General features: G+C 72.7%; 13 protein-coding genes. 6 read left to right on the forward strand and 7 right to left on the reverse strand.

The annotated features are described in order from the left end of the window. The first annotated feature begins 169 nt into the window (after window positions 1–169). Genes LN652_RS05420 through LN652_RS05430 form a run of 3 tightly spaced genes read left to right on the forward strand, consistent with a single transcriptional unit; the run spans window position 170 to window position 1,404 of the window. The gene (locus tag LN652_RS05420) at window positions 170–355 is read left to right on the forward strand and encodes a hypothetical protein (RefSeq protein WP_230443666.1); all 186 of its coding nucleotides are present in this window, start codon (window positions 170–172) and stop codon (window positions 353–355) included. A 21-nt stretch (window positions 356–376) separates the two neighbouring features. Continuing rightward, entirely contained in the window at window positions 377–1,108 is a 732-nt protein-coding gene (locus tag LN652_RS05425; RefSeq protein ID WP_230443667.1) for an AzlC family ABC transporter permease, read from the forward strand. Then, window positions 1,108–1,404, forward strand: a complete 297-nt coding sequence (locus LN652_RS05430) for an AzlD domain-containing protein (protein ID WP_230443668.1) — start codon at window positions 1,108–1,110, stop codon at window positions 1,402–1,404. The genes LN652_RS05425 and LN652_RS05430 overlap by 1 nt, the downstream gene beginning before the upstream one ends. A gap of 23 nt (window positions 1,405–1,427) precedes the next feature. On the opposite strand, the gene LN652_RS05435 is transcribed toward LN652_RS05430, so the two are convergent. Further along, on the reverse strand, window positions 1,428–3,062 hold the full coding sequence (locus tag LN652_RS05435) for a M4 family metallopeptidase (RefSeq protein ID WP_230443669.1): 1,635 nt from the start codon (window positions 3,060–3,062) through the stop codon (window positions 1,428–1,430). A gap of 100 nt (window positions 3,063–3,162) precedes the next feature. Then, window positions 3,163–3,948 carry a 4-hydroxy-tetrahydrodipicolinate reductase gene (dapB, locus tag LN652_RS05440; protein WP_230443670.1) on the reverse strand — a complete coding sequence of 262 codons (786 nt, stop codon included), beginning with the start codon at window positions 3,946–3,948 and terminating at the stop codon, window positions 3,163–3,165. 79 nt (window positions 3,949–4,027) lie between these two features. Between dapB and LN652_RS05445 the strand changes: the two genes are divergently transcribed. After that, complete coding sequence (locus LN652_RS05445) at window positions 4,028–4,543, forward strand: class I SAM-dependent methyltransferase (protein WP_211731329.1); 516 nt, start codon at window positions 4,028–4,030, stop codon at window positions 4,541–4,543. A 17-nt stretch (window positions 4,544–4,560) separates the two neighbouring features. Here the strand turns inward: LN652_RS05445 and LN652_RS05450 are convergent, their stop codons facing one another. From LN652_RS05450 to LN652_RS05465, 4 genes are all read right to left on the reverse strand, one after another. Beyond that, window positions 4,561–5,868, reverse strand: coding sequence for a M16 family metallopeptidase (locus LN652_RS05450; protein WP_230443671.1), 1,308 nt, complete (start codon window positions 5,866–5,868; stop codon window positions 4,561–4,563). Between the two features lie 105 nt (window positions 5,869–5,973). Next, window positions 5,974–8,205 (reverse strand): polyribonucleotide nucleotidyltransferase, encoded by a 2,232-nt coding sequence (locus LN652_RS05455; RefSeq protein WP_230443672.1) that lies wholly within the window; start codon window positions 8,203–8,205, stop codon window positions 5,974–5,976. A 266-nt stretch (window positions 8,206–8,471) separates the two neighbouring features. Then, window positions 8,472–8,747 carry a 30S ribosomal protein S15 gene (gene rpsO, locus LN652_RS05460; protein ID WP_186340976.1) on the reverse strand — a complete coding sequence of 92 codons (276 nt, stop codon included), beginning with the start codon at window positions 8,745–8,747 and terminating at the stop codon, window positions 8,472–8,474. A gap of 153 nt (window positions 8,748–8,900) precedes the next feature. After that, complete coding sequence (locus LN652_RS05465; RefSeq protein ID WP_230443673.1) at window positions 8,901–9,164, reverse strand: DUF6458 family protein; 264 nt, start codon at window positions 9,162–9,164, stop codon at window positions 8,901–8,903. Between the two features lie 145 nt (window positions 9,165–9,309). On the opposite strand from LN652_RS05465, the gene LN652_RS05470 reads away from it, so the two are divergent. Further along, complete coding sequence (locus LN652_RS05470; RefSeq protein ID WP_230443674.1) at window positions 9,310–11,415, forward strand: molybdopterin-dependent oxidoreductase; 2,106 nt, start codon at window positions 9,310–9,312, stop codon at window positions 11,413–11,415. Window positions 11,416–11,593: 178 nt separating this feature from the next. Next, a complete protein-coding gene (locus tag LN652_RS05475; protein WP_230443675.1) occupies window positions 11,594–12,547 on the forward strand; it encodes a TauD/TfdA dioxygenase family protein in 954 nt (317 codons plus the stop codon). A gap of 70 nt (window positions 12,548–12,617) precedes the next feature. Here LN652_RS05475 and LN652_RS05480 read toward each other — a convergent pair whose 3' ends face one another. Continuing rightward, the gene (locus LN652_RS05480; protein ID WP_230443676.1) at window positions 12,618–13,052 is read right to left on the reverse strand and encodes a PTS sugar transporter subunit IIA; all 435 of its coding nucleotides are present in this window, start codon (window positions 13,050–13,052) and stop codon (window positions 12,618–12,620) included. Between the last annotated feature and the right edge of the window lie 65 nt (window positions 13,053–13,117).

The raw sequence follows: 13,117 nt of genomic DNA on the forward strand, positions 1-13,117 counted from the left end.
TCGGCACCGCGACCCGGTCGTCCGGGGCGTACGAAGATCCTCCCTTTGGGTGCTTGATTTCGGTGTGACGGGCGTCACCATGGGAGGTGCTGGCCGACCGGCCGGCCCGCCACGGGGGTCACACCACATGTTCGGACCGCTTCCCGCCCTGCACCGTCTCTTGCTCGTCGTGGGGGCGCTCGTCGTCTGCACCGGCATCGGCCTCTGGGTCGGGGTGATGCCCGAGGTCCCGCTCAACCTGCGGGCGGGCCTGCTGGCCGGGAGCAGCGCCGGCGCGGCCGCGGCGTTCGTCCTCGTGCACGACTTCCACCGGCGGCGGACCCGCCCCGCCCGGGCGCGACGGCGTACGCCCTGACCACGCACTAGCCTCGGCGGGGTGAGCGACGCCCCCCTGTCCCCCGACGAGCGCGCGGGCATCGTCCGAGACGGGCTGGCCGTCGGCATCGCGACCGGCGCGTACGGCGTCGGCTTCGGCGCGGTGTCGGTCGCCTCCGGGCTGAGCGTGGCCCAGACGTGCGTGCTGTCGCTGCTGATGTTCACCGGCGCCAGCCAGTTCGCCCTGGCCGGCGTCGTCGCGGCCGGCGGCGCTCCCCTGTCGGGAGCGGCGACCGCGCTCCTGCTCGGCACCCGCAACACGCTCTACGGCCTGCGGATGGCGCCGCTGCTGCGCTGGCGCGGGTGGCGGCGCGCCGCGGCCGCGCACGTGCTGATCGACGAGTCGACCGCGATGGCGGTCAACCGCGGCACCACGGCGGCCGCCCGGCTCGGCTTCCTGACCACCGGTCTGGCGGTCTTCGTGCTGTGGAACGTCGCGACCGCGATCGGCGCGTTCGCCGGCGAGGCGGTGGGCGACCCGCGGACCTTCGGGCTCGACGCGGCGGTGGGGGCGGCCTTCCTCGCCCTGCTCTGGCCCCGGCTCGCGGACCGCCGCAACGTGCTCGTGGGCGTCCTGGCGGCCGCGGTGGCGCTGTCGGTGGTGCCGCTGACCGCACCCGGCGTGCCGGTGCTGGCGGCGGGCGGCGTCGCGGTGCTGGTCGGCGTGCTCGGCACGGGCGGGGACCCGACCGAGGTCCCCGGGCCGGACGACGTGGCGGGAGGTCACCGCTGATGTGGACCGCGGTCCTGGTCGCCGGCGTCGGCTGCTACCTGCTCAAGCTCGCCGGGCTCTCGTTGCCCGAGCGGGTGCTGAGCCACCCGACGGTCGAGCGCGTCGCCGACCTCATCCCGGTGGCGCTGCTGGCGGCGCTGGTGGCGGTCCAGGTGTTCTCGGGCGGAACGTCGCTCACCGTGGACGCCCGCGTCCTGGGGCTCGGCTTCGCCGTGGTCGCGCTGCTGCTGCGGGCGCCGTTCCTGGTCGTGGTGGTGGGGGCGTCGGTCGTGGCGGCCCTGGCCCGCCTCGTCTGACGCCCCCACCCCCTGGGAGCCGGTCAGCCGACCGACACGGCGCTCCAGGCCGCGGCGACGGCGGCGTGCTGGGTGCTGCCGGCGCCGAAGAGGTCCTGCGCGGCGCTGAGCGTGGCGGTGCGGGCACCGGCGTAGGTCGTGCCCGAGGTCATGTAGACCGTCAGCGCGCGGTACCAGATCTTCGCCGCGGCGTCGCGGCCGATGCCGGTCACCGTCGAGCCGTCGCAGGTCGAGGAGCTGTGGGCGACGCCGTTGATCGTCTTCGCGCCGCTGCCCTCGGCGAGCAGGTAGAAGAAGTGGTTGCCGATGCCGGAGGAGTAGTGCACGTCGACGTCCTTCGCCGTGGGGCTCCAGCAGTCGAGCGAGCTGCCGTCGGCCGACGGGCGGTCCATCCGGCGGAAGCCGGCGTGCTGGGCGAGGTCGAACTCCTCGCCGATCAGGTAGTCGCCCGGGTCGTTGGCGTTGGCGGCGTAGAACTCGACCGCGGTGCCGAAGATGTCGGACGTCGCCTCGTTGAGGCCGCCGGACTCGCCCGAGTAGGTCAGGCCCGCGGAGTTCTCCGTCACGCCGTGCGACATCTCGTGCCCGGCCACGTCCAGGGACACCAGCGGGCCGAAGCTGACCCCGTCACCGTCGCCGTAGGTCATCTTCGTGCCGTCCCAGAAGGCGTTGACGTAGCCGTTGCCGTAGTGGACGCGGTTGAAGGACCCGCGTCCGTCGCCCCAGATGCCGTCGCGGTCGTGGACGGACTGGAAGTAGTCCCACGTCTCGTTCGAGCCGTACTGCGCGTCGGCGGCGGCGCTGGCGCGGTCGGAGGTGGCGCCGTTGCCGAACGTCGTGGTGGTCGAGGTGACCGTGGTGCCGGCCTTGCAGCCCGCTCCGAAGACCTGGCAGAGGAGGGAGTCCTCGGCGTTCTTCATGTCGGTCGTGTACGTGCCGCCGCGCGTGGCGTCCTTCAGCGTGTACGACGTCCCCGAGTCGCTGACCTGCAGCGGGACCGTGCCGCTGTAGAGCGTCTGGCCCTGGCCGTCGACGTTGACGATCTGCTGCTCGCTGCGGATCACCAGGCCGGTGCGGGCGTCGACGTAGGTCGCTAGGCGCGACGGGGTGCCGTCGGCCTGGGTGCCGCCGGTGAGGACCTCCCACGCCAGGCGTGGGACCGCGCCGGTCGCGTCGACGACCAGCTCGCTGGCCTCGGTCCTCGCATCGCCGCGGACGGCCGAGGTGCGGGCGTTGCGCGCCAGCACCGCGCGCTGGGCGGCGGACCGGGCGACCCCGGGTCGGGTGTCGAGCGTCAGCGGCCGGGCGAGCGTCTGGCTCACGCCCTCCCAGGCGTTGGACGCGTCCTGGTGGACCACGAGGTCGCCGCCGAGGACCCGGAGCCCGTCGAGGGTGCGGTCGAGGCGGACGTGGGTGGTGCCGTCGGGGTCGACCACCGTGGAGCGGGCCACGAAGTCCTGGTCCTCGGTGGCGCGGGCCGCGCCGTCGTGGGAGCCGAGCGCCGCGAGGGCGCCGGCGACGGCGTCGGCGGGTGCGGCGAGTGCCGTCCCGGAGGCCGCGGTCGGCGCGCCCTGGGCGCTCGTGGCCGTGGTGAGCGGCAGCGCTGCGGCGGCGGCAGCGGTGACGGCGAGCGCGGCGATTCCTGCGGTTCTGCGCATGGTGGGGGCCTTCCCGAGAGTGGAAGCCGGGGTCCCCGAGCGGACCGCGGCGGTCACCGGTCCAACGAGGACCGGTGACCGGGGTTACTCCCCCTCAGGGTCAGCCGATGTCGAGGAAGCCGTCGAGCCCCACCGTGAGGCCCGGCCGGTCGCCGATCGCGCGCACGCCCACCAGCACGCCGGGCGTGAAGGAGACCCGGTCCAGCGAGTCGTGGCGGATGGTGAGCGTCTCCCCCGCCGCCCCGAGCACGACCTCCTGGTGGGCGACGAGGCCACGCACCCGCAGCCCGTGGACGCGTACGCCCTCCACGTCCGCGCCGCGCGCACCCTCGAGGCCCGAGGAGGTCGCGTCGGGCATCGGCGCGCAGCCGGCCTCGCGCCGCGCCTCGGCGATGAGGCGGGCGGTGCGGGTCGCGGTGCCGGACGGGGCGTCGGCCTTGTCGGGGTGGTGCAGCTCGACGACCTCGACGGACTCGAAGAACGGCGCCGCCTGCGCGGCGAAGCGCATCATCAAGATCGCGCCGACCGAGAAGTTGGGCGCGATCAGCACCCCGGTGCCGGGCGACGCGTCGAGCCACTCGCCGAGGCGCGCGAGCCGTTCGTCGTCGAAGCCGGTGGTGCCGACGACCGCGTGGATGCCGTGCTCGATGCAGAAGCGCAGGTTGTCCATCACCACGTCGGGGTGGGTGAAGTCGACGACGACCTGGACGCCGGCGCGGACCAGCTCCTCGACGTCGTCGCCCGCGTCGACGGTCGCGGCGAGCTCGAGGTCGGCGGCGGCCGCCACGGCCCGGCAGACCTCGCTGCCGACCTTGCCGCGGGCGCCCAGCACGCCCACGCGGGTCGGGCCGGCAGTGTCGGGATCGGGTCGCTCAGCGCTGCTCACGGCGACCAACCTATCGCCGACCCGGATCGCAGGGTGGCGGTGGCTGACGGCTCACCCCCCGTCTGGCAGGCTGTACGCCATGCCGACCTCGACCATCCCGCCGCGCATCAAGTGGGCCGTCGACCTCATGGACGTCCAGCCGGGCGACCAGGTCCTGGAGATCGGTTGCGGCCCGGGCGCCGGCGCCGAGGCGATCTGCAGCAAGCTGGAGACGGGCAAGCTGTTCGCGATCGACCGCTCCGAGTCCGGCGTGGACCGGACCAAGCGGCGCAACCAGCAGTACGTCGACGCCGGCCGGCTCGTCGTGCGCCAGATCGACCTCGCCACGCTGCGGGTCCCGGTCAAGCGGCTCAACAAGGTGTTCGCCTTCAACGTGAACCTGTTCTGGGTCCGCGCGTGCGACGACGAGATCGCCCTGCTCCATGAGCGTGTGGTGCCCGGCGGCGCGGTCTACCTGTTCTACGAGGCGGCGCGCCCCGAGCTGGTCCCCAACATCGTGAAGAAGGCGTCGGAGAACCTGCTGCGCGGCGGCTTCCGGGTGAGCGTGGTGGAGCAGAAGGCTCCCCCGGTGATCGGCCTCATCGGCCGCCGCTGAGCGGTCGAGGAGCAGCGTCAGCCCGTCGGACCCACCACGGCCAGCAGCTCGGGCTGGGTGAACAGGTCCTTCGCCAGCGTGGCGACGTCCTCGAGAGTGACGGCCTCGATCCGCCGGACCACCTCGTCGATGGTCAGCAGCTCGTCGAAGACCAGCTCGGCCTTGCCGATGCGCGACATCCGCGACCCGGAGTCCTCCAGGCCGAGCACGAGCCCGCCCTTGAGCTGGCCCTTGCCCCGCTCGAGCTCCTCGGCGGTGAGACCGTCGGCGGCCACCTTGGCGAGCTCCGCGCGCACGGTCTCGAGCACGGCGTCGTACTTCCCGGGCAGGCAGCCCACGGAGACCCCGACCACGCCGGCGTCGGCGTGGTGGGTGGCGAAGGAGTACACCGAGTAGGCCAGCCCGCGGTGCTCGCGGACCTCCTGGAAGAGCCGTGAGGACGTGCCGCCGCCGAGCGCGGTGTTGAGCACGCCGAGGGCGTAGCGGCGCGGGTCGGTGCGGGTGAGGCCGCGGACGCCGAGGACCAGGTTGACCTGCTCCTGCGGGCGGACCGTGCGCGACTCGCCCGGCTGCACCTTGCGGGCCTTCTCCGACTGCTGGGAGGTCGACGGCGCGGCCTCGGTGTCGAGGAAGCCGCCGCGCCCGAACGCCTTGACGACCTGCCGCACGACGGCGGTGTGCTCGACGTTGCCGGCGACCGAGACGACCATGGTGTCGGGGCGGTAGTGGCGGCGGTAGAAGCGGTGGATCTGCGCGCGGGTCATCGCGGTGATCGACGCCTCGGTGCCGGCGATGGGCCGCCCGAGCGGGCTGTCGCCCCAGGCCTGGGCGGCGAAGAGGTTGTGCACCACGTCGTCGGGGTCGTCGTCGTGCATCGCGATCTCGTCGAGGATCACGTCGCGCTCGGCCTCGACGTCGGCCTCGGTGATGGTCGAGGCGGTCACCATGTCGCCGAGCACGTCGACGGCCGTCGGCAGGTCCTCGTCGAGGACCCGGGCGTGGAAGACCGTGTACTCCTTGGTGGTGAAGGCGTTGAACTCGCCGCCGACCGCGTCGAGGGCGACCGAGATCTCCATCGCCGAACGCTCGGGGGTGCCCTTGAAGAGCAGGTGCTCGAGGAAGTGCGAGCAGCCGTGCAGCGTGGGCGACTCGTCACGCGAGCCGACGTCGACCCACACCCCGATGCTGGCCGAGCGGGAGCCGGCCATCTGCTCGGTGACGATGCGCAGGCCGCTCGGCAGGACCGTGCGCCGCACGCGGGAGGTCACCGTCCCGTCGTCGTCCTTGACGGTGTGGAGGGTGCGGGTGGTGCCGTTCTTCTGCACGGAGGTCCTTCCGGGGTGGAGCACAAGGTGGTGCACAGCGGTGGAACGCCACGACCGGCCGGCCTGGACGGCCGGCCGGTCGCGGGTGGAGCGGGGTGGATCAGGTCACTCGGCGTCGGTCGCCTCGGCCTCGGCCGACTCGTCCGAGCCGCCCTCGTCCTCGACGACGGGGACCAGCGAGAGCTTGCCGCGGTCGTCGATCTCGGCGATCGAGACCTGGACCTTCTGGCCGACCGAGAGGACGTCCTCGACGGCCTCGACGCGCTTGCCGCCGGCCAGGGCGCGCAGCTTGCTGATGTGCAGCAGGCCGTCCTTGCCGGGCATCAACGAGACGAACGCACCGAAGTTGGTCGTCTTGACGACCGTGCCGAGGTAGCGCTCGCCGACCTCGGGCATGGTCGGGTTGGCGATCGCGTTGACCGCGGCCTTCGCGGCCTCGGCGGCCTCGCCGTTGGTCGCGCCGATGTAGACCGTGCCGTCGTCCTCGATGGACAGCGTCGCGCCCGTGTCGTCCTGGATCTGGTTGATGACCTTGCCCTTGGGACCGATCACCTCGCCGATCTTGTCGACGGGCACGCGGACGGTGATGATGCGCGGCGCGTGGACCGACATCTCCTCCGGCGCGTCGATGGCCTCGGCCATCACGTCGAGGATCGCCAGGCGCGCGTCGCGGGCCTGGTTCAGCGCGGCGGCGAGCACCTCGGCGGGGATGCCGTCGAGCTTGGTGTCGAGCTGGAGCGCGGTGACGAACTCGCGGGTGCCGGCGACCTTGAAGTCCATGTCGCCGAACGCGTCCTCGGCGCCGAGGATGTCGGTGAGCGCGACGTAGCGGGTCTCGCCGTCGACCTCGTCGGAGATGAGGCCCATCGCGATGCCCGCGACGGACGCCTTCAGCGGGACACCGGCCTGCAGCAGCGCCAGGGTCGAGGCGCAGACCGAGCCCATCGAGGTCGAGCCGTTGGAGCCCATGGCCTCGGAGAGCTGGCGGATCGCGTAGGGGAACTCCTCGCGCGAGGGCAGCACCGGCAGGAGCGCGCGGCGGGCGAGGGCGCCGTGGCCGACCTCGCGACGCTTCGGCGAGCCGACGCGGCCGGTCTCGCCCGTGGAGAACGGCGGGAAGACGTACTTGTGCATGTAGCGACGGTGCTTCTCCGGCGACAGCGTGTCGAGCTGCTGCTCCATCTTGAGCATGTCGAGGGTGGTGACACCGAGGATCTGGGTCTCGCCGCGCTCGAAGAGCGACGAGCCGTGGACGCGCGGGATCACGCCGACCTCGGCGTGCAGCGGACGGATGTCGGCGAGGCCGCGACCGTCGATGCGGACCTCGTCGCGCAGCACGCGCTGGCGCACGAGCGCCTTGGTCAGCGAGCGGAACGCCGCGCCGACCTCCTTCTCGCGACCCTCGAACCGCTCGCCGAGCTTCTCGAGCAGGGCGGCCTTGAGCTCGTCGGTACGCGACTCGCGCTCCTGCTTGTCGCCGATCTGCATGGCGGCGGCGAGGTCGGCGCTGGCCGACTCCTCGACCGCGGCGTAGACGTCGTCCTCGTAGTCGAGGAAGATCGGGAACTCCTCGACCGGCTTGGCGGCCTCGGCGGCGAGCTGCGACTGGGCCTCGCAGAGCTGCTTGATGAAGGGCTTGGCGGCGTCGAGGCCACCGGCCACGACCTCCTCGGTCGGCGCCTGGGCGCCGCCCTGGATGAGGGTGAAGGTGTCCTCGGGGGCCTCCGCCTCGACCATCATGATCGCGACGTCGCCGGACTCGGTGACGCGACCGGCGACGACCATGTCGAAGACGGCCGACTCGAGCTGCTGGTGGGTCGGGAACGCGACCCACTGGCCGTCGATGAGCGCGACGCGCACGCCGCCGACCGGGCCGGAGAACGGCAGGCCGGACAGCTGGGTCGACATCGACGCGGCGTTGATGGCCAGCACGTCGTAGGGCATGTTCGGGTCGAGCGCCATGACGGTGATGACGACCTGGACCTCGTTGCGCAGGCCCTTCTTGAAGGTCGGGCGCAGCGGGCGGTCGATCAGGCGGCAGGTGAGGATCGCGTCCTCGCCCGGGCGGCCCTCGGACCGGAAGAACGAGCCGGGGATCTGGCCCACGGCGTACATCCGCTCCTCGACGTCGATCGTGAGGGGGAAGAAGTCGAAGTGGTCCTTGGGCGTCTTGCCCGCGGTGGTCGCCGACAGGAGCATGGTCTCGTCGTCGAGGTACGCCGTGACGGCGCCGGCCGCCTGGCGGGCGAGCAGGCCGGTCTCGAACTTGACCGTGCGCTTGCCGAACGAGCCGTTGTCGATGACGGTCTCGACAGCGGAGATGATGGGTTCACTCATGGAAGCAGGATCTGCTTTCTCTTCGCGGAGCGATCCGTGACGCCGCATGAGGTGCCGGTCTTCGATCGAGGCCCGCAGGTGCGGCACCCGCTGAGCGGGGCACCTGAGAGCCACTACCGAGGACCGAGCCGGGTGCGCGGGTCGCTCCTGGATCTGTGGTTGTTCAGTTGTGCGTGACGCTGGGCGTCACGGCCGACACTAGCGCGGCCGGGCCCCGGATGCGGCTCGGGCGACCCCCCGTGTCCGGGAGGTCGCCCGATCCGTGATCAGCGGCGGAGGCCGAGGCGCTCGACGATCGAGCGGTAGCGCTCGATCTCGGTCTTCTGCAGGTAGTTCAGCAGGCGACGGCGCTGGCCGACGAGCAGGAGCAGGCCACGACGGCTGTGGTGGTCGTGCTTGTGCTGCTTGAGGTGCTCGGTGAGGTGCGAGATGCGGTGGCTGAGCAGCGCGATCTGCACCTCGGGCGAACCGGTGTCACCCTCGGTCAGGGCGTACTCGGCGATGATCTTCTTCTTGGTCTCCGCGTCGGTACCAATCGACATGGGGGCTCCTTCGGCTCTCGTTGCGCGGCGCGCCCGGGCCTGTTCACCGGGGCACTCTGGTTCCGCGGCCGTCGTGACGGCGTGCCACCCGTGTCGGGTGACCGGTGCAGCATATCGAGGCGCCGCTGGAGCCGCCCAATCCGCGCGCTGGGCTCAGGCCGGCGGGGGCGGCGGGTCCGCCTCGGTGGTGCGCTGGGTGGTGGCCTGGCGCCCCTGGGCGTCGGTCGTCGTGGCGGTCGTCGTGTGGCGGCGCCGGGTGTTCTGCTGGACGAGCGTCAGCACCAGCCACAGCGCACCGGCCAGCACCAGGATCCAGCCGATGGTCGGGATCTGGAGCGGACCGACCTGCTGGTCGTTGAAGGCCAGCGCGAGGATCAGTCCGACGACGATGAGGCCGATCGGCCCTCCGAAACCCATGACGTGCTCCGTTCTGTCGAGTCGGCCGCCCGGTCGGGACGAGCCGACCGGAGTGTCGCCGCGGCGCGGGCGGTCCCACCACCTCCCGCGGGGTGGCACGATCGGCGCCATGGGCGAGCGGAGCGAAGCGACTACGGGCACGAGCGTGAAGCGGATCGGCGTGTGCAACCTGTGCGAGGCGATCTGCGGCCTCGAGCTCACGATCGAGGGGCGTGACGTCGTCGGCGTGCGCGGCAACCCTGCAGACCCGCTCTCGCGCGGCCACGTGTGTCCCAAGGGGGTCGCGATCGCGGACGTCTACGCCGACCCCGACCGGCTGCGCCGGCCCGTGCGGCGGGTCGGGTCCGGCTGGGAGGAGATCGGCTGGGACGAGGCGTTCGACCTGGTCGCGGACAACCTGGCGCGGGTCATCGAGGAGCACGGCGACGACGCGCTCGGCGTCTACCTCGGCAACCCCAACGCCCACAGCCTCGGGTCGATGACCCACGGCACCGCGATGTTCAAGTCGTTCCGCACCCGCAACCGCTACTCGGCCACGTCCGTCGACCAGCTCCCCCACCAGCTCGTGGCGCACCTGATGTTCGGCCACCAGCTGCTGCTGCCGGTGCCGGACGTCGACCGCACGTCGTTCTTCCTCGTCGTTGGCGGCAACCCGATGGCGTCCAACGGGTCGCTGATGACGGTGCCCGACTTCCCCCGGCGGGTCCGCGCCCTGCGTGCCCGCGGCGGGCGGATGGTCGTGCTCGACCCGCGCCGCACCGAGACCGCGAAGGTCGCCGACGAGCACCACTTCGTCCGGCCCGGCACCGACGCGTGGGTGCTGCTGGCGATGCTGCACGTGCTGACGGCCGAGACGCCCGAGGCGCCCACCGTGGCGGCGTACGCCGACGGGCTCGCGACGGTGGTCGAGCTCGTCGCCGGCTTCACCCCCGAGCGCGCCGAGGCGGTCAGCGGCGTCCCTGCCGACGTCGTGCGCCGGCTCGCCCACGAGCTCGCGGCCGCGGAGGGCGGCGTCGCCTACAGCCGGATCGGCGTCTCGGCCGGGCCGTGGGGCACGGTCTGCCAGTGGGCGGTGAACTGCCTCAACGTCCTCGCCGGCAACCTCGACCGGGTCGGCGGCGCGATGTTCACCTCCCCCGCCATCGACGCGGTCGGGACGGGCCTGATCGGGCGCGGCCACCACGACGCGTGGCGCTCGCGGGTGCGCGGCCTGCCGGAGACCGCGGGCGAGCTGCCCGTCTCGGCGCTGCGCGAGGAGATCGAGACCCCCGGCGAGGGCCAGGTCCGCGCGATGCTGACCGTGGCCGGCAACCCGGTGCTCTCCACGCCGGACGGCGCCCGCCTCGACACCGCGCTCGAGGGCCTCGACTTCATGGCCGCGGTCGACATCTACGTCAACGAGACGACGCGCCACGCCGACGTGATCCTGCCGCCCACCACGGCGCTCGAGCGCGACCACTACGACCTGGTCTTCCACCTGCTCGCGGTGCGCGACACCGCCCGCTTCACCCCCGCGGTGTTCGAGAAGGACGCCGACCAGCGCCACGACTGGGAGATCTTCCGCGAGCTCACCCTGCGCACCGCGGCGCGACTGAGCCGCAAGGCGCCGCTGCGCAAGCGGCTCGTCCAGCGCGCCCGGCTCACCGCGAGCCCGACCTTCCTCGTCGGGCAGCTGCTGCGGCGCGGGTCGAGCGGCGTGACGCTGAAGATGCTGCGCGCCCGACCGTCGGGCATCGACCTCGGCCCGCTGCGCGCCGGGCAGCTCCCGGGTCGGCTGCGATCGAAGGACGAGCGGCTCGACCTCGCCCCCGCGCTGGTCGTCGCCGACGTCCGGCGCCTCGACGCCGCCGAGGTCCCCACGACCGACGACCTGCTCCTCATCGGGCGGCGGCACCAGCAGGACTGCAACTCGTGGATGCACAACTCCGAGCGGCTCACCCGCGGCCGGCCGCGCCACCAGCTCCTCATGAACCCCGCCGACCTGGCCTCGCGCGAGATCAGCGACGGCGCGCGGGTCCGGGTGACCTCGCGGGTCGGGTCGGTCGAGGTCGAGGTCGCCGCCACCGACGACCTGATGCCGGGCGTGGTGTCGCTCCCCCACGGCTACGGCCACGCGAAGGACGGCGTCCTGATGGGCCGCAGCCGCGCCGTGCCCGGCGTGTCGGTCAACGACCTCACCGATCCCGAGCTGCTCGACGTCTCGGGCAACGCCGCGCTCAACGGCGTACCGGTCGCGGTCACCGCCTGCTGAGCCCCACCCTGCCGAGTCGGCGGGACGCCCGTGCCCCGGTCGCGCGTCCCGGTCCCGCCGCAAGGCGTGGCCGCGAGGGGCGGCAGGGCGAACCCGTCGCCGGGCTGGAGCACCCCGCCGTCGTTCCCTGCTATCAATGTCTACAGATTCACTACACATTGACGAGGGGACCCACGACATGACGCTCCAGCTCGACCAGCAGCCCACCACCGCCTCCGCTCCGGGCGACGTCCAGGTGCACCGCGTCGGCGGTCGCATCGGCGCGCGCATCGAGGGCGTACGCCTCTCCGGCGACCTCGACGACGCCACGGTGCAGCAGGTCCGCGCCGCGATCCTGCGCCACAAGGTGGTCTTCCTGCGCGGCCAGCACCACCTCGACGACGAGGGCCACATCGCCTTCGCCGAGCGGCTCGGCACCCTCACCACGGCGCACCCGACGGTCAACACCGGCAGCGAGCGGATCTACACGCTGAGCGCCAACAAGGGCATGGCGGCCAACAGCTGGCACACCGACGTCACCTTCGTCGACCGGGTGCCGGCGTTCAGCGTGCTGCGCGGCGTCACCATCCCGCCCTACGGCGGCACCACCGTCTGGGCCAACACCGTCGACGCCTACGAGCGGCTGCCTCAGTCGCTGAAGGCGCTCGTCGAGAACCTCTGGGCCGTGCACACCAACGACCACGACTACGCCGACCGCGACCTGACCGAGCACCACGACGACGCGGTCGCGGTGGCGCGGCGCGCGGAGTTCCGACGCACCCGCTACGAGACGGCGCACCCGGTGGTGCGCGTGCACCCCGAGACCGGTGAGCGGGCCCTGCTGCTCGGCCACTTCGTGAAGCAGCTCGTCGGCCACAACCAGCTCGAGTCGAGCATCCTGTTCAACCTGCTGCAGAACCGGGTGACCCGACTGGAGAACACCGTCCGCTGGACCTGGGCGGAGGGCGACGTCGCGATCTGGGACAACCGCGCCACGCAGCACTACGCCGTCGCCGACTTCGGCGAGGAGCCGCGGGAGGTCCGCCGGATCACCGTCGCCGGCGACGTGCCGGTGTCGGTCGACGGGCGGCGCAGCGAGGTGCTGGTCGGCGACGCGTCGGGCTTCGCCGACATCGACGCGCTGATCAGCTGAGCCCCGGACGCGAACGGGCCCCCGCCGGACGTCCGGCGGGGGCCCGTCGCTCGGGTCGGTGGGTGTGGGCTCAGGTGCTGACGTCGCCGAGGACCGCGAGCACGTCGTCCGGGGTCTGCGCCCGGTCGAGCGCGGCGATCTGGTCGTCGTCGGTGAACGCACCGGCGAGCGCCTGGAGCACGGTCAGGTGGTCGTCGCCGGCGCCGGCGATCCCCACGACGTAGCGCGCGGGGCTGCCCTTCCAGTCGATCGGCTCGTCGTAGCGGACGAAGGAGATCGCGGTCCGGGTGATCAGCGCCTTCGCCTCGTTGGTGCCGTGCGGGATGGCCAGTCCGTTGCCCATGAAGGTGGAGACCGACTCCTCCCGCTGGTGCATCGCGTCCACGTAGGACGCGTCGACCGCTCCCGAGGCCACGAGCAGCCGGCCCGCCTCGGTGATCGCCGCCTCGCGGTCGCGGGCCTGCCCGCCCAGCACGATCGAGTCCCTGCTCAGTACGTCGCCCATGTGCGTCTCGCTCCTCTTCCGTGTGCCTCGGTGTCGGTCCGTGCCCCCATCCCACCACGCGGCGC

Origin of the sequence: Nocardioides okcheonensis, assembly GCF_020991065.1 — a bacterium.
GTDB lineage: Bacteria > Actinomycetota > Actinomycetes > Propionibacteriales > Nocardioidaceae > Nocardioides > Nocardioides okcheonensis.